This window comes from Acidobacteriota bacterium, from assembly GCA_040754075.1.
In the GTDB taxonomy this organism is placed as follows: domain Bacteria; phylum Acidobacteriota; class Blastocatellia; order UBA7656; family UBA7656; genus JBFMDH01.
In genome coordinates this window covers 349,398-366,356 of record JBFMDH010000001.1, presented here as the reverse complement: position 1 = coordinate 366,356, position 16,959 = coordinate 349,398, and the positions used below count along the sequence as shown (strand labels likewise).

At 47.1% G+C, this 16,959-nt stretch carries 15 protein-coding genes; 11 read left to right on the top strand and 4 right to left on the bottom strand.

The genetic code is table 11. From position 1 onward, the window contains the following. Window positions 1-2 precede the first annotated feature (2 nt). The 4 genes from AB1757_01485 to AB1757_01470 form a co-directional block, all read right to left on the bottom strand. The gene (locus AB1757_01485) at window positions 3-1,094 is read right to left on the bottom strand and encodes a glycosyltransferase family 2 protein (GenBank protein MEW6125708.1); all 1,092 of its coding nucleotides are present in this window, start codon (window positions 1,092-1,094) and stop codon (window positions 3-5) included. 123 nt (window positions 1,095-1,217) lie between these two features. Next, entirely contained in the window at window positions 1,218-1,985 is a 768-nt protein-coding gene (locus AB1757_01480) for a hypothetical protein (protein ID MEW6125707.1), read from the bottom strand. Between the two features lie 99 nt (window positions 1,986-2,084). Beyond that, window positions 2,085-2,786 (bottom strand): hypothetical protein, encoded by a 702-nt coding sequence (locus tag AB1757_01475; GenBank protein ID MEW6125706.1) that lies wholly within the window; start codon window positions 2,784-2,786, stop codon window positions 2,085-2,087. Window positions 2,787-2,972: 186 nt separating this feature from the next. Continuing rightward, window positions 2,973-3,779: a hypothetical protein gene (locus AB1757_01470; protein ID MEW6125705.1), complete on the bottom strand. Its 807-nt coding sequence runs from the start codon at window positions 3,777-3,779 to the stop codon at window positions 2,973-2,975. Between the two features lie 169 nt (window positions 3,780-3,948). Here AB1757_01470 and AB1757_01465 point away from each other — a divergent pair, with 169 nt between their 5' ends. The 11 genes from AB1757_01465 to AB1757_01415 all read left to right on the top strand — a co-directional run bounded on the left by AB1757_01465 (window position 3,949) and on the right by AB1757_01415 (window position 16,939). After that, the gene (locus AB1757_01465) at window positions 3,949-6,258 is read left to right on the top strand and encodes a trehalase family glycosidase (protein ID MEW6125704.1); all 2,310 of its coding nucleotides are present in this window, start codon (window positions 3,949-3,951) and stop codon (window positions 6,256-6,258) included. 161 nt (window positions 6,259-6,419) lie between these two features. Further along, complete coding sequence (locus AB1757_01460) at window positions 6,420-6,680, top strand: hypothetical protein (GenBank protein ID MEW6125703.1); 261 nt, start codon at window positions 6,420-6,422, stop codon at window positions 6,678-6,680. Further along, the gene (locus AB1757_01455; protein MEW6125702.1) at window positions 6,677-7,117 is read left to right on the top strand and encodes a type II toxin-antitoxin system VapC family toxin; all 441 of its coding nucleotides are present in this window, start codon (window positions 6,677-6,679) and stop codon (window positions 7,115-7,117) included. The genes AB1757_01460 and AB1757_01455 overlap by 4 nt, the downstream gene beginning before the upstream one ends. Before the next feature lie 199 nt (window positions 7,118-7,316). Next, window positions 7,317-8,144: a Dam family site-specific DNA-(adenine-N6)-methyltransferase gene (locus AB1757_01450; GenBank protein MEW6125701.1), complete on the top strand. Its 828-nt coding sequence runs from the start codon at window positions 7,317-7,319 to the stop codon at window positions 8,142-8,144. Then, window positions 8,144-10,153: a DUF87 domain-containing protein gene (locus tag AB1757_01445; GenBank protein ID MEW6125700.1), complete on the top strand. Its 2,010-nt coding sequence runs from the start codon at window positions 8,144-8,146 to the stop codon at window positions 10,151-10,153. Before AB1757_01450 ends, AB1757_01445 begins: the two co-directional genes overlap by 1 nt. 3 nt (window positions 10,154-10,156) lie before the next feature. Beyond that, a complete protein-coding gene (locus AB1757_01440; protein ID MEW6125699.1) occupies window positions 10,157-11,494 on the top strand; it encodes a hypothetical protein in 1,338 nt (445 codons plus the stop codon). A gap of 130 nt (window positions 11,495-11,624) precedes the next feature. Next, the gene (locus tag AB1757_01435; GenBank protein ID MEW6125698.1) at window positions 11,625-12,062 is read left to right on the top strand and encodes an arginine repressor; all 438 of its coding nucleotides are present in this window, start codon (window positions 11,625-11,627) and stop codon (window positions 12,060-12,062) included. A gap of 75 nt (window positions 12,063-12,137) precedes the next feature. Beyond that, on the top strand, window positions 12,138-13,349 hold the full coding sequence (locus tag AB1757_01430) for an argininosuccinate synthase (GenBank protein ID MEW6125697.1): 1,212 nt from the start codon (window positions 12,138-12,140) through the stop codon (window positions 13,347-13,349). A gap of 75 nt (window positions 13,350-13,424) precedes the next feature. Continuing rightward, window positions 13,425-14,531, top strand: a complete 1,107-nt coding sequence (locus AB1757_01425) for a hypothetical protein (GenBank protein ID MEW6125696.1) — start codon at window positions 13,425-13,427, stop codon at window positions 14,529-14,531. Window positions 14,532-14,655: 124 nt separating this feature from the next. After that, window positions 14,656-15,687, top strand: coding sequence for an N-acetyl-gamma-glutamyl-phosphate reductase (gene argC / locus AB1757_01420; protein ID MEW6125695.1), 1,032 nt, complete (start codon window positions 14,656-14,658; stop codon window positions 15,685-15,687). Between the two features lie 79 nt (window positions 15,688-15,766). After that, complete coding sequence (locus AB1757_01415; GenBank protein MEW6125694.1) at window positions 15,767-16,939, top strand: aspartate aminotransferase family protein; 1,173 nt, start codon at window positions 15,767-15,769, stop codon at window positions 16,937-16,939. The last annotated feature ends 20 nt before the right edge of the window (window positions 16,940-16,959 follow it).

Sequence of the window (16,959 nt, the reverse complement as noted above, 5' to 3'; positions counted from 1 at the left end):
ATTTACCACCAGACAATGGCTAAAATAAATTTTCTGAGCAGGTAAAAAATGGGAGTAAAGATAAGCTTCGCAAGTCTCGCGACAATTCCGCTGGAGGCTTGTCCAAAATCCAACTGATCGGTCATCGCCTTTAAGAGTTCGCGATCCGTAACCGCTCTTAGCGACTGGGTCGTCGCGCGTTTGCCCAGGATTGTTGACCAGTTTCTGATGACCCAACCGTAGGCATTCAGTTTGTTCATCAAATGCTGACGGTCATGAATGAACACAAAACTCCAGGTAATCATTTCGGCAAGAAGATACACAGGCAAAAGCAAGATTAAGGTGCGCCACTTGAAAATTTTCAGTAGCATCAAGTAACGATTGCGCTCCTGCCAGAAAACTTTCAAGGGCGTGACTCGCAGTTCGTAGTCGTGAAAAATCGTGCAATCGGGTGTGTAATAGGTTTGCCAACCGGTCAATCTTGCCCTTAGCGATAAATCAATATCTTCCATATAAAGAAACATATCTTCATCGAACCCGCCGAGCCGCTCAAATAATTCGCGTCGGATGGCGAAAGCCGCGCCTGAGATGGCTCCGACTTCTCCGAAACCGTCATACCTTTGACGCGGCAACCCTAAACCTCTGCACAAACTCAAACCGGTCAGATGCACAGCGGTTCCGCAGGCATTGATGGTATCGGGGCGGTCGCTTAATAAAATTTTCGGCGTGATAATTCCCACTTCACTTTTTTCCTCAAATGGACGAATCAGGTTTTCCAGCCAATTGTTTTCGACAAGGGTATCGGGATTGAGAAATACCAGATACTTTCCGCGAGCCTGGCGAACGCCGAGGTTGCAACCGGTTGCAAATCCCAGGTTGGTTTCAGAGCGAATGAGAGCAACCGCAGGGTATGCGCTTTCAACCATCTCGGCATTGCTTTCCCAAGACGCATTATCGACAACGATTACTTCCGTATCGTTTGTAAGATTTTTAACAATTGAATCCAAACAGCGAGCGAGTTTTTCCCTGGCATTAAAACTGACGATGATAATGCTGCTGCGGCAAGGTTGATGGGGTTCTGAGCAGTTTGGAATGGGTAATGGTCGGTGCGGCATCTCGTGCATGGTTCGTGGCATGTTTTAATTGAATGTACGGCAGGTTGTCCAACGCCAATCGGATTGCCCTCAACAAACCGGCGATAAACTCGCTGCCATACATTCATATGCTTACAAATTTACTCAACCCGCCGACCCCCAATTTAAAACCTGTCGGGCAGCATCCAAAAAGAAAATGCGTTCGCCGCGCAAGAACGAGTGGGCTTCAAGGTAGGGCGTGAAATCAACGAACAATTGGCTGACAACCGCAGCATAGACGCCAAACCAGATGATGAAAAATACCGGTGACACGCGGGCTTTGGCGTTTGCGGTTGGCAAAGGCTGCGACGAAATTTCAGGCAGTTCTAAAATCTCATACTGTAGATTGGAAGCGGGAATCCGACGATATTGTTTTGTACCAGCCAGCGCGCGACCGAGTATCGAGCCACCGATGGAAAAGCCCAGAAAAATCGCTATTACATGTAGCGCGATGAGAAACCCGCCCGATGATACGCTTGCCGTAAAAAAACCGGTGACCGGCGCAAGCGCCGCCCAGATGACCGATACGATCAAGGCAAACCCGGCGATGGAACGCGCCGCTTCTTTGAATGAAAAGCGCGAACCGGCGAGGGTTGAAAAAACATAAAACGACGGCAAGCAAATCGCACCCGATGCAAATAAGATAAGACTCAATTTCGCGCCGTTATACATCGCTGTGCGAAAGCCCGCGCCAAGCCCCATACCCATGCCGTAAAACGCCGCCAGCGGCAACGCCACAATCAACGCATCCCAGATGGGCACACCACCATCGGCGCGAAGTCCTGCGCTTGCGCTATCCGAGCGGCGCAACAATTGCCCGATGACCGTTGCAGCCTTTTGAAAATATAACTCAATCCATAATGTGTGACGCATGTCTATTCCTCCCCAGGAAAAAAGCTTGAACGCCAAACGATGAACGATGAAGGAGGGTCAAAATTTTTTTATTCATCGTTCATCGTTCAAGCTCGGTGATTAAAAAAGTGAATGTTTGATGAGCAGATAAACCGAAACATAAAAATTGCTATCAACGCCGATGCGTTCGCCGTATGGGCGCAAGTATTCAACGGTCGCGCCGGGGTTGCCTAAAAACGGGCGCAATAACCAGGTCAGTTGCGCGCCGACGAATGAATAAATAAATAACCACAGACAAATGATACGCAGTTGGTGGCTGCGACTTAGGACAACTCTCGCTAATCGTTTACGCAAAGCCGCCACGCCGACGAACCCTGCAATAGCAAAACTAAAAACCTGCAAGAGCACCACCGCGCGATAAACACTCACGCCACGCGACGGGAGCGTCAGCGCAAAGTAGGTAGTCACCGGTGACAGCGCGCCAAGCACCACCGCTGTGCGGGCGATGGATGAAAGCGTAAGACTGGCAGTCTCGGTTAAACTTAGCGAACAACCGAGCAATCGCCCGAGTAGCGCCATCGACGGCAAACCGATGAGCAAAGTGCCAATCAGCAACAACGGCACTTTGCTTGCGACATAAACGGTGTGAATACCGCCCGTCCACGCGCCCACGGAAACACCGGCGAAAGCGCCGAATAGAATGATTGATGCGAGGTCGAGTCGCCAATCGTCCGGGTAAGTTTCGACCTGCGATTCAATCGTGTGAGCGACGTGAACGGACAGATGTCGAGCTAGTCGAAAAACAATGAATGCGCTTTGCATTTTGGTTTAACCGCGCCTGATGTTTGGTTTTGAACGTACAGATTCCAAAACAGTTTCAATCTTTTATTAAAAACCTAAAGCTCAAAGAAACCATTGAGCGTCAGTTTAAAACTGCCCCCTGAGTTTGAAGAAGGTTGTGGATGTCCAGCCTATCGAGAATTCGCTGTATTGATTAACGGTGTCCCATCACTCATTGGTTAATCGGTTAATCCTGTGATTTACTTTTTCAATTTCCTTTAAACATCGTCTTGCGGTGTCTGCCAGACGATTGCTCTTCTGCTCGGATATTCGTTCAAGCGAAATCATCACTTCAGATAAGGTTTCAGGAGGCATACCGCTCCCATCTTCTGCGCCTGCCAACCAGGCAAGTTCGCGTTGTTCTTTTGGCTTTCGTGTCTGCAATGCAAGGAGAAACTTTTCAGGTTGATGTTGGAGAATGTCTGCATAAAAACTGCCTAACATTTCCGCCAGGTCGCCATCACTGACCAACCCCATATCAAGCAAAGGATTAAGCAACGAGTCATCGCCTTTTTCAAATAATCGGATTCCATAATCTGTCGCCATTTCACATTGGATTGAACCTATTCGATTGATTCCTTCACGGCTACAGGATTGTAATAAACTTACTATCTTTTTCTGGTTGGTTAAATAATCGTGTTTTAAACTTGCAAGCAGATACGCCACACTGAGCGCTCGCACACCTTGCGTCTGTGGTTCTAATTTTGTCAGTTCAATTATTATTTCATCGCGGTTAAACCGGTCTATCTCTTCGTCTATCGCAAAATCATCTGGAATTAAAGTCTGAATGATTTCAGAAGTTTCATGATTGCTGGCTTCTTGCCTAGTTATCTGAGTCGTTTCGGCGCCGTTATTCAAATTCCCTTTCCGGCTGTTTCGTGACGGCACCGCTTTTGAACAATTTATAATCAGAATTGAGAATGCCGTTACCAAGACAATGGCAAGATAATATCCAACGCTTTTTACTGGTGTCACGTTTATTTCTCCCTTGTTTGTCGGCGGCTATGGATGAGCAATTTTTCGGAAAGGATGCTCAAGTTATTTTTCTTATCGCAGGCTCACAGAAATCTCATCCATCTCTTACAATTTTGTGTTGTGTACGCCATTTTGATATAAACCACACGAACATTTTCAGGTGGTAAGTATGAAATTAAACGGCATTCATCTTGCGCGAACTTTGCTCCTGGCTTTTGCCGTCATTATTTCTTTAATCGATTCTCAGCAAGCGCAGACCAAACGACCGGCGATTAAAAATCCGCCGGATATCAATAACTATTTGAAAAACAGTGTACGCGCGGATGTTGGCGGCGAAGGGTTATGGTTGCCGCAACTCGACAGCAAACTGACGCGCTGGCTCGACGCTGAACCCGGATTCGTCGGACAGGTCTACTACGTTCACGCCACCGATTTCAAAGGCTTGTTCAAATATGAATTCACCAGTAACGGCAAACCGCTCACGGCAAAACCCATCAAGAACACCTGGACACCGGCTTACGTAAAAACTCGTTATCAATTGAACGATGCGAGCGGCGCAATCACATTTGAAATCGAAGAGACCAAATTTATCAACGATAACGAAGAGGTTTTCAGTAATTTAATGGTTTTTAATTCATCCCCTTCACTCAGTCACACGCTCAGCATTCGGGTGATAGATTTGCTCAGGGCGGGAACATCCGACCAACCCAAACCTGATGTTTCGCGGGCATCGAACACAGTTCAAGGGCATATCCGATTCAAACCGACCACCTATTACTTTACAGATTTGCAAATCGAAAAATTTTACTTAATGAACGGCAGCGGCTTTGGCAGCACCTTGAATGCTGACTTGACGCAGCCAATAACGATTAACCCTAAATCAACCAAACAATTTTCCGTGCGAATGATCTTCGGAAACTCTCAGAAAGAATGCGCCGATAAACTTGCATCAGCGATTAAGCGGAATGCGTTTGATGCACGAATCGCAGAATTCAATCAATGGTTCGCTGATAGCGTGCCGGAGTTTAATTGTTCCGATGAAGCGATAAAGAAGATGTATTACTATCGCTGGTATCTGGTAAAAAAATGTTCAATCAACACGCGCAAATTCGTCTCCAATCATCCGTATCGCGACCGCGTCATCTACGAAGGCGTCGCCGGTCGGTGGTTTACCAAAGTCATCGGCTTGCCCCTGCCTTTGCAAATCATGGAAGCGCGTTGGCTCAATGACAAATCGCTTGCAAACGGACAGGCTCGCGTCGCCATTACCAAAGACGATTTTTTTGATTACCTCAACTGGACGCCGTTTGCCATCTGGCAACTGCATCTGGTCGCGCCGAACCCGGAGTTAATCAAAGAAGCTTTGCCGGTGATGAAAAGGTTTGTCGCTTCGGAAGAAGCCAAAGATGAAGACCAGGATTTTTTACCGACTACCTGGGGCACCTGGATTACCGGAATGGAATATCAACCGAGTTTTCATTATTTCACCGTGCCGCGCTGGGATCATACGAAAGGCGATGAATTCGTAACCGATAATCACCTCACCAAAGACCCGACGATTTACAAAAAATACCTGTCCGTAGAGCGCGTTGATGAAGCGACCTATTACTTTTTAAATAACCTGGCAATTGCCAAAGCCTCGGCAATATCTGGCGATTCGCCAACCGCAACCGACTACCTGAAGCGCGCGGAAAATATTCGCCGTGCCGTCAAAGACAAACTCTGGGACGAGCGCACCCAATTCTTTTACGATATTCATCCGACCACCGATGAAAAAGCCCTGGAAGCCAAACAGGCTGATGGTTTCTTCCCTTTTCTATTCGGTCTGCTCGCAACCAAAGATGAAGCAGCGGTTTTCAATCACTTGCTAGACCCGAAAGCATTCTGGACGGCTTTTCCTGTGCCATCGGCTTCGCAGGATTCACCGGCATTCGATGCCGCGGGACGGTGGAAAGTGGGACCGCACGCTTCGCCTGACAAACCTTACAGCTACGTTGACAGTTGGAACGGGCCGACCTGGGTTTTCAGTAACGCGCTGGTCTTGGACGCGCTCGCCAACGGCGCGCGAATGACCAATGATGAGCGTTTGCGTACAGCCTGGCTGGAATTATTAAACCGTCATACGAAGATGCAATTTCGCAATAATGATTTGTCTGTCCCTTGTGTCGTCGAACATTACAATTCGCACACCGGCGAACCGATTCGCTGGCTTGCGGATTATTTTCATTCCTCCTATAACGATTTGCTCATGCGTTTTCTAATCGGCATCACTCCGCGTGAAGATGGGTTGATTGAAATCGCGCCGCTTGCGCGTGCGCCGCTACGGTTTTCGATTAAAGATGTGCGCTATCGCGGTCATAAAATTTCGGTGAACTTCGGTCGCAGCATTTCCATTGCAGTTGACAGCAAAACGATTTTTCATCGCCCGTTCATCAGGCGAATTATTTACAATCCTAAGACCGGAAAGTTTGTTTCCTGACGCGAATCCGCGAACCCGCGTCCAAACAATCTGGATAATTTTTTAGAACAAGCATTCTCCTACATTTCCGCAACAACCTGACATCATTCGTGTTCGCAGCCTTGAAATGAATCGCCAAAAAATCAGTGAACATTCAAATGACCTCGTGTTAAAATGCGCCCATGAGCGCAATACTTGAAACGATAAAACCGGAGACGGCTGAACGTTTGGCGGCTCAGGCAAACGCGCTTGGCATTTCCATAGATGAGTATTTGAACCGTCTTCTTCGAGATAAAATTCCGCCATCAGAAACTCAGCAGTTAAGTTCTTCTGAAAAAGCCAGCCTCTGGCGCGAGTGGGTAGAGAGCCATTCAGTCATTGGCGCGATAGCCGATGATACCCGCGAGAGCATTTATCAAGAACGCGAAAATAACCAATTATGAGCTACGCTTTAGATACCAACGTGCTGGCGCGTAGCATAGAAGCAAGCCACCCCATGCACGGCATCGCCAAACAGTCAGTGGGAACGCTTCTCAGCAGAGGTGAAGAAATTTTTGTTCTCGCTCAGAATTTATACGAATTCTGGGCGATTGCTACTCGTCCGCAAAAGGCGAACGGTTTAGGTTTGACTGCCGACGAAGCACGCTTGCACCTGGAGAAATTCACCACCGTCTTTTTCTTAAAACCCGATGTTCCTGCCATCTATAACGAATGGAAACTTCTGGTCTCGCAACACCAGGTCTTGGGCAAACCCTCGCCTGATGCGCGTATCGCTGCGGCGATGAAAGTTCACACCATCAGTCACCTGCTCACCTTCAACACGGATGATTTTAAACGCTTCACAGAGATAACATCAGTAAACCCTGCTGATATTAAATAAAACCACAACAATATGTGGCTGTGTTTCTTGTACAAAAATTTTATGCTAGATTTCTCCTGTTATTTTGATTGGGTGACAGCCCCAAATCAGTCATATTATTTTTGGCATATTCTTGAAATCAGGAATTTAGCAATTCGTCTATGATGTGGTTAGGAGTGAGGAAGAAACGTATTACCCCTTTAAGTTACATTTATAATAAATGAGTCAAATAGCGCATCTAATTCGTTACCCAGGTGGCAAGCGGCGGTTATTGAGTTTTCTCATTCCACATATTCCAACTGCTGAGCAAATAACTGGTAAATATGTGGAGCCGTTTGTTGGAGGCGGAGCGTTATTTTTTTATTTAAACCCTTCGCAGGCTCTTCTTTCTGACATCAACTCCGATTTAATAGACATTTATTGTGGCGTTCGTTATGCACCGCACATTGTTTGGAAACTGTACCATTCGTTTGGCAATAATAAAAATAGTTATCACAAAATCCGTGATAAAAGTGAGGCTAGTTCTCTTCCAGAACGTGCTGCGCGAATGCTTTACTTAAATCGCACTTGTTTCAAAGGAATGTGGCGGCACAATACAAATGGGGAATTCAATGTTGGGTACGGCGGACAGGATAGGCGTTGGGTTATCACAGAAGAAACGTTACTTCTGACTTCAAAAGCATTGAAGGGTATACAATTGAAATGTGCAGATTTTGAAACAGTCATTGATAATTGCGAAACAGGAGATTTTCTATTTCTCGACCCTCCATATCGCCCAGGTGATAAAGAGCAAATTCATGCACATTATGTGGGACAGCAGTTTAGTTTTGCTGACCATCAGCGATTGGCAAGCACTTTAATACGAGCAAAGAAACGGGGTCTTCATTGGGCATTAACAACTTCCAGCCATCCTGAAATTACAAATTTATTCAAAGGTTATAAAATCCATTCTATTCCAAAAGGCACAGGGCGAAGACCCGGAATTCTGTCAAATAATTCAGGTGAGGTTCTCATTACAAGTTATAAAAACAGAGGAGGATTAAACTGATGCAAACTTTTTTCAATCAAGCCGCCCAACAAACACATCCCCTACGCATACTCAAAGAGTTTTTAGAGCGTGAAACCGCTAATGAAATAGCGAAAAAATATTCTGAACTTCGCTTTGTCGGTTATGTTCTTGATATTGGTTACGACACAATAACAATTATCACCTCAGATCCTTTCAAAATCGCCGTCGGTGGCGTTCCGCGCAATTCGCTACTGATTATGACTCCAGCACTTAAAGATTCCATCGAAACACCTCATTTTACCTTGCTGCGCGTTCTTGATTCTGCACCGACGCCTCTTTCAAAAGAAACGCAGCAAACTTATTTTGAACTCCAGAAGAAATCGATGCCTGAGCTAGACCGATTCACTCAAGCGGAGTTGCAATGGGGCGCATTAACAACAGGGGTTTTAGGAATGTTCTACCCCCACCCTCACCAAGACGATACAGTTGAGTTTTCTGGTGATGTGAATAACTTCGTCAGTGCACATAAGTACAAGGTTTATGCGCCCGATGATAATTTATTGAATCTTGTTATTAACAGTTTGGTTGCAACCGAAAACCAATTCCCAATCGGAAACTTGCGTTTGACCGAATGTCGTTTGCCATTGCCGAATAAAGCACAACCGAAAGTTGACGTTTGCGTTTCGACAACGGACTTTCTCGGAGCAAGGACAGCAATGTTTGGCAAAACACGGCTCGGGAAAAGCAATGTTGTCAAATTGCTTGCACAAAGTTTGCTTGAAACTTACCAGAAACGGAAAAATGAAAAACAAACAACCGTCGGGCAATTGATTTTTGACATCAATGGTGAATATGCTAACGACAATCCGCAAAACACATCTTTGCCAACAGTTTACCCAGACAGATGTGAAGTTTATGCTTTGACTAAAAAAGAAAAACGCGAATCAAAGCCATTAAAATTGAATTTTTACGAGCAGCCCGATAGTTCACAAGGCATTATTTATAGTTTTCTGGCGCAAGATAACAGGCTTTCCGGTTACGTTGCTAGTTATGCAAGTGTCGAACTTCCCGCTTTAGATGAAGTTTATAAAATGCCGCCCGGCGGCGAACGAAATAGAGCAGTGAGAAAAATTCAAATGTTTTGGGCAATTTTGTTCAAAGCAGGCTTTCAAGCTAACGAAACACGACTACAAAATTCTGCTCCCACTGGAATAAGACCAATCGGATTCAATCCAAATTTTAATCAAAACCTACGAATGGCTGTATACCGCGCTCAAGACGCTTCCGCGCTTCCCGCCCAACCGCAAAACCTTAGCTCGCTACAACAAGAACTTGAAAATATCAATCGGTTTCGCCGTGACAATCCTAACCACGCCGCCTTAATTTCTACTGGCAGTGGCGGCTCAATTTTTGATACCGACGATATTCATTTGTTGGAGTTTCTAGAGCCGCAAACCGGACGGAGCGGAACATCTTTGATCTCTCCTTATAGAAGATATCACGACCCAAACGCTGACAATTTCGTGCGAGGTGTTTTGCAAACTTTAGACGAAGGCCAAACAGTCATTTTGGATTTAGGAAATGCACATCCGACACTCAGAGATTACTTTTCAGATATGCTTTCTAACGCAGTTTTTGAGCATCAAGTTGAGAAATTCAGTAATGATCGTTTAGGAAATCATTTCATTCAAATTTATTTTGAAGAGGCGCATAATCTTTTCCCGCGCCACGAAGACCCAACGAAAATTTACAATCGCTTCGCGAAGGAAGGCGCAAAGTATCAAATCGGTATGGTTTATTCAACACAGTCGCCGACAACAGTAAATGGGGACTTATTGGCGCAAACGGAAAACTTTTTTATTGCTCATTTGTCATCGCAAGATGAAGTGAATGCACTAGCCAAGATGAATGTAGCTTATGAGAGTTTGAAGGATGATATTCTTCGCGCCAAAACCCCCGGCTATATTAGGATGTTGACGCGCTCACATCGTTTTGTGGTTCCTGTGCAAGCTTTTAAGTTTGAGCCAAAAGTACAAGATGGGAAGTAACCTATGCCTTATCAAGCTGGAAAAAACTTACCTAGTGAGAAAGCTAGTAAACTTGGGCATCTCGAAGTTTTGAAAAGTTCCCTTGTTCAAAAATTAGTGGCTAGTTTTGAACAACCATCAAAGGGTGAAGAAACTGATACTGTTTACTGGGAATCGTTTCCGTCGGCAAAACTGCCGCTTGATATAATTTTTAGTGTTGACGGCTCTTGGCAACCTATTCAAGACGAAACACCCCCATATAAAGCCTTAGCTTTTATCAAAACCGCACTTCTGCGACTCGACCAAATAGCATTGAACAAAATTGACAGAGAGTCGCCACACCCTTTTGAACTGCGTGATTTAATGGCAGATTCTGCATTATACCATGCTACAGTGTTTCCACTTCGCCACATTAAAGTGCCAGGCGTTTCAGTTTCTCAAGCTGTTCGTCAAATCATTTATGAATCCCTCAAAGACGATTCGCTCAACGGCGAGCCGATTGAAACGCTAAAATGGTTGGCATACGAAAAATGGTCAGGCAAAACAAAATCATTACCGCCGTTTCAATGCCCGCATTGCGAAAGCAACGACGCAACTCTGCCTTATGATGCAGAAAAAGGAAATTGTCCGACGTGTGGCAAAGAAATATTCATTTCAGATATGCTTGGTTTTCACCTTGAAATGGCAGAAGAAGCGGCTCGTGAAACCGTTGCGTCAGCCTATATGAACATCCACGAATTACTGCTCCTTTTCACAGGGGTACGACATTTTTGGGAAACCAATCGCCAAATATTACGGCGGTGTTTATTTTTGAAAGATGGCCCCTTACAACTTCGCGCTCACTACTCAAAATTAGTTGCGCCGATTCGTCGTTTTTTCCTATTTGCGCTTGAGCAAAACGTTCCTATTTACCTCATAGGTCAAGAAAAAACGGGAACATTTGTTGATTACTTAAATCTAATTGGAAGAAATGCGCCTGCCAATCATATATTCATTCCGAACCACGAATATATCTGTGAGGAAATTCAACACCGTTCCTCAAACACTGCCTATTTATATGGTCAAGATACAAATTACGGAGCAAAAGCCTTTGTTACAATCGGTGAACGTTATCGCTTTGTACTTACAATTCCAGTTAGTTGCGAAATGAAAAACTTTATTTCAAACCCAAGGTTAGATAATGTTATAGGGTTGAGTCGTATTTTGCAGACCTTACCCAATATATTAAGCAGTAAGCATGAAAATGGATTGCTTCCAATAGAGTTGGCAAATGCTGTTGCATCTTTGTCAACCTATCCATCCGCTCAAGTTTTAAAACTTTTTGCTGAATCCTCAATCCCTAATAATTCTCCGAAACGATAAGCCGTACTCCTCAAGATCAATTTTCTCAAAAAAAAGATTTGACGCAGCCGCAACTAAAGTGCATACTTATTCATCTTTTTGAATGTTTATGCAAAAAATATGCAAACTTTTGCATAAACCGAAATGACTTATGAAAAGAGAGCGGCAGAAAAAGATACTTGAAATTATCAAAGCGCACGCCGTCGGCACCCAGGAAGAACTGGTTAAACGCCTGTCGGCGCGCGGCATTGATGCGACCCAATCAAGCGTCTCGCGCGATATTGTCGAACTGCGCCTCACCAAACTCGGCGGGCGTTATGTCGCCCCGCAACTGAACGGCGCGGGCGTTACCCTGCCGAGAATTGAGTTGAATACGGCAGGCGATCATCTCATCGTGCTGAAAACTGAAGTGGGACAGGCGCAACCTGTGGCTTTGAAAATTGATTACGCGAATCTCAAAACCATCGTCGGGACGCTGGCGGGCGATGACACGGTGTTTATTGCGGTGAAAGATTTGGCAAATCAAAAAGCGGCAATTCAGGCGATACGGAAACTTTTTGGGCTGTCAAAGCCTCGCCTCAGCCGTTGAAATTTTTATTCATTGAATGCGATTCATATGCGGGCGGCTCGACGCCGCCTCTAAACATTTTTGGAGGAATGATAAATGTCTGATGAAAAAATAGAGAAAGTCGTGCTGGCGTATTCCGGCGGACTCGACACTTCGGTGATTTTGCGCTGGCTCAAAGAGACCTATGGTTGCGAAGTCGTCTGCTACGCCGCAGATATCGGGCAAGCCGAAGAACTCACGGGGCTTGATGAAAAAGCCAAAGCCACGGGCGCATCGAAACTTTATGTCGAAGATTTAACCGAAGAGTTCGTGCGCGATTTCGTCTTCACGGCGATTCAAGCCAACGCCGTGTACGAAGGCGTCTATTTGATGGGCACCTCGCTTGCCCGCCCGCTGATTGCCAAACGCCATATCGAAATCGCTCGAAAAGAAAGAGCGCAGGCAGTCGCCCACGGCGCAACCGGCAAAGGCAATGATCAGGTGCGCTTTGAACTCACCTATTACGCTTTGGAGCCGCAAATCAAAGTCATTGCCCCGTGGCGCGAGTGGGAATTCAAATCGCGTTCAGACCTGATTGCTTATGCCGAAAAGTACAACATTCCGGTTACCGCCACCAAAGATAAACCCTATTCGATGGATCGCAATTTAATGCACATCAGTTATGAAGGCGGCATTCTCGAAGACCCCTGGGCGGAACCTCCGAAAGAAATTTTCATCTTGACGAAAGCGCCCGAAGACGCGCCGGACAAAGCCGAGTATGTCGAGGTCGGATTTGAAGCGGGCGTACCCGTGACCGTCAACCATGAACCGCTGTCGCCCGCCGCTTTGCTTGACCGTCTGAATAAAATCGGCGGCGAACATGGCGTCGGTCGGGTTGACCTTGTCGAAAATCGTTTCGTCGGCATGAAATCTCGCGGCGTGTATGAAACGCCGGGCGCGACGATTTTGCACGCCGCGCATCGCGCCGTCGAATCGCTCGCCTTAGACCGCGAAGTGATGCACCTCAAAGATTCGCTCGCGCCGCGCATCGCCGAAATGATCTATTACGGCTTCTGGTACACGCCGGAGTTTGAAGCGATTCGCGCGCTTTTGGATGAGACGCAAAAGAATGTCACAGGCACAGCGCGTCTGAAACTTTACAAAGGCAATTGCACGGTGGTCGGTCGCCAATCGCCCTACTCGCTCTACTCGGAAGCTTTCGCCACCTTTGAACGCGATACGGTTTACAACCAGCGCGATGCCGAAGGCTTTATCAAGTTGAATGCTTTGAGATTGAGACTGAGAAAACTCGCAGCCGAACAAAAATAACGATGAACGATGAACGATGAACTTTTGAAATGAATCCGAACTCATCGTTCATCGTTTCTTCAAGGAGAGAAGACCATGTTACAAGCCAAAGAAAAACTGACCTCTACGATGGATGAAAGCGAAAATCAATATGCCACCGATTTACACCTGGTGCGTGTGGATAAAGTCGCGTCGGCTACGGTGAATCTGCACCTCTCGCACGATCTGGAAATCACCAAAGATTGCGAAGCCCACGCCGGCAACGTCGTCATCGTGCGCACGATTACCGACAACGCAACTTACAACACCCTTGAATTGGTTACAGGCAGAATGGCGAAAATCAATCCGGGCGACATCATCGCGGGCGTTTTAGGTTTCCGGCGCGCTTTGAAAGGTTTCATCGGCGATGTGCCCCAATCCATCAAAGCGGGCGACCGTTTGCACCTATTGAATCTCGGCGGACTCGTCGGCGAATGCAAAGGGCATCATCACAGTTTGAGCAACGCCATCGAAGTCGAAGTCATCGGCATGCCGGTGCGCGCCGGAAAAATTTTAAACATTTCGGAAAACGCGATTGCGCCGCTGCCGACTGCTAAAATCACTACACCAATCGTTATGGTCGCGGGAACCTGTATGAATTCCGGCAAAACTTATGCGGCAACCGAAATCATCAAGCATCTGGCGCGCGCAGGAATGCGGGTTGCCGCAGCGAAGCTTTCGGGCGTTGCCTGTTTGCGCGACACTTTGAATATGCACGACCACGGGGCGGTGAAAACTCTGAGTTTTCTCGATTGCGGGCTGCCTTCGACGGTAAATGTCGATAACCTCGCGCCCATCGCCAAAGGGGTGATAAACGAACTCTGCAAAGAGGAACCCGATTGCATCGTCATCGAAATGGGTGATGGCATTTTAGGCGGTTACGGCGTCGATACGATTTTCGCCGACGATGAATTAATGAAAGCGACTGCCGTATTGGTGTTTTGCGCCAGCGATTTCGTCGGCGCGTGGGGCGGGCGCGAACTGCTGGCAAGACGCGGCGTCAAGATTGATGTGGTATCCGGCGCAGTCACCGATTCGCAGATGGGCGCAGCGTATGTGCGAACCGAACTCGGACTCGAAGCTGCTAATGCTGTGCATACGGGCGAACGGCTGGCGCAGATTGTTCAAAACAAGGTCAATAATTGGAACCTCAGGATTTTATAAGATAACTACAGAGACACCCAGGCACTGAGATATTTAATAGAGAGAAGAAAAGAATCATTCAAACCGGGTTATATTTTTTATTTGCTCTGGGTCTCTGTGGTGAATAAATCTTCAGGAAGTTGACATGATAAAAATCGGCATTATCGGCGGCTCAGGTTACGGCGGAAGCGAATTGTTGCGCTTCCTGTTATTTCATCCGCAGGTCGAAATCAAACTGGTAACAGCGAATGAACACGCGGGCAAACGGGTTGATGCGGTGCATCCCAATTTAGCGAAGCTGACGGATTTAACTTTTGCTTCGACCCATGACACGCGCGATTTCGCAGACCTCGATTGTGTTTTCTTAGGATTGCCGCATGGTCAGGCGATGGACATCGTGCCGCAAATTCCTGCGAATGTAAAAATCGTTGATTTATCGGGGGATTTTCGCTTAACCGATGCGGACATTTTCAAAGAAGCCTACGGGCGCGAGCATTCGGCGATGGACGCGCAACGCCAGTTTGTTTACGGACTCACCGAGGTCAATCGCACACAAATCAAACAGGCTTCGCGCATTGCCAATCCCGGTTGTTTTGCAACGGCGCTTGAGCTTGGATTGTATCCGTTCATCGCTTCGGGAATGGTGACCGGAAAAATCATCGCCGATATGAAGACCGGTTCATCCGGTTCGGGCGCAAAAGCTGCCGCCGGCACGCATCATCCGAAACGCGCCAACAGTTTTTACGCCTATAAAATTCTGGAGCATCAGCATCAACCCGAAGTTGAACAACTGCTCTCGTCGGTCAACAGCGACTGGTCGCAGGATGCAACGCTCATTATGCAGACGCATTCGCTGCCAACGGTGCGCGGCATCTTCGCTTCAATCTATTTCACCACGCGTGTAGCGATGACGCATGACGAAGTCGGCGGCATTCTGCGCGATTTTTACGGCAACGAATTTTTTATTCGTCTCGTCAGTGGCTCGCCCGATATTAATTGGGTCAAGGGCACTAACTTTACAGACATCGGATGGGCAGCAAGCGGCGATACGGTTGTCGTATTCGTGGCGCTCGATAATTTAGTCAAAGGCGCGGCGGGACAGGCGATTCAAAATATGAACTTGATGTTCGCCGTTGAAGAACGAACCAGTCTGGTCGTTGCCGGAACCAATCCTTAACAGTCAGTAGTCAGGAGTCCGTAGCAAGATTCAAACTACTGGCTACCGACTACTGGCTACCGACTATGGACAAATCTCTATGCAACCAAAATTAGAAAACATCATTGACGTTGAAGAAAAATATCAGGTCGCAACTTATAAAAAATTTCCGTTCGTTATCGAACGCGGCGAAGACGTGTGGGTGTACACCACGGAAGGTGAAAAATATTTAGACCTTTATGGTGGACACGCTGTTGTCTCAACGGGGCATTCACATCCGCGCATCGTGCAAGCCATCAGCGACCAGGCAGCGAAAATTATTTTTTATTCCAATCTGGTTTATAACGATACGCGGGCGCGCGCCGCGAAAAAATTTATCGAATGCGCGCCCGGGGTTTTCGCCAAAGTCTTTTTCGTAAATTCGGGAACCGAAGCCAACGAAAACGCCATCAAACTCGCCCGCAAAATCACCGGCAAATTGAAAGTCATTTCGTTTGACGGCAGTTTTCACGGGCGCACGCCGGGGTCGCTTGCGGCAACCGGGCTTCCGAAATATCGCGAAGGCGCGCGCCCGATGCTCGACGGTCACGTCTATGCCAAATTCGGCGACATTGGTTCGGTTGAAGCCTTGATGGATTCCGATACGGCGGCGATTCTGCTGGAGCCGATTCAATCGATGGGCGGCGCGCGCATGGGTGACGCGGCGTTTTATCAAGCCTTGCGCGAACTCTGCGACACGCACGGCGCGTTTCTCATTTACGACGAAGTGCAAACCGGCATGGGGCGCACCGGCGAATTTTTCTTTGCAGGTCATTTCGGTGTGCAACCCGATATGATTTCGACCGCAAAGGGTATTGCCAGTGGCATCCCGATGGGGGCAGTCTTGATGACTGAAACCATTGCCGCGCATATCAAGACCAGCGATTTAGGAACCACCTTTGGCGGCGGACCCATCGCCTCAGCCGCGCTTGAAGCGACCATTGATGTGATACGTGATGAACACCTTTTGGAAAATGTTCGCGTCAATTCTGCCTATTTATTGAATGAACTCCGCAATCTCGATTTCGTCGAAGAGGTTCGCGGGCTTGGTTATCTCATCGGTATCAAATTCACAAGCGATTCGGCAAAGCCCTATCAACAGGGCTTGCTTGAAAAGAAAATCATCACCGGGCTTGCCGACGATGCGAGCGTCCTCAGACTGTTGCCGCCGCTTACCTTAAAGCGCCAAGAGATAGACTTGTTTTTGCAGGCGCTTTCGACAATCATCATATAAGCAGGCACGAGAATTTCTTC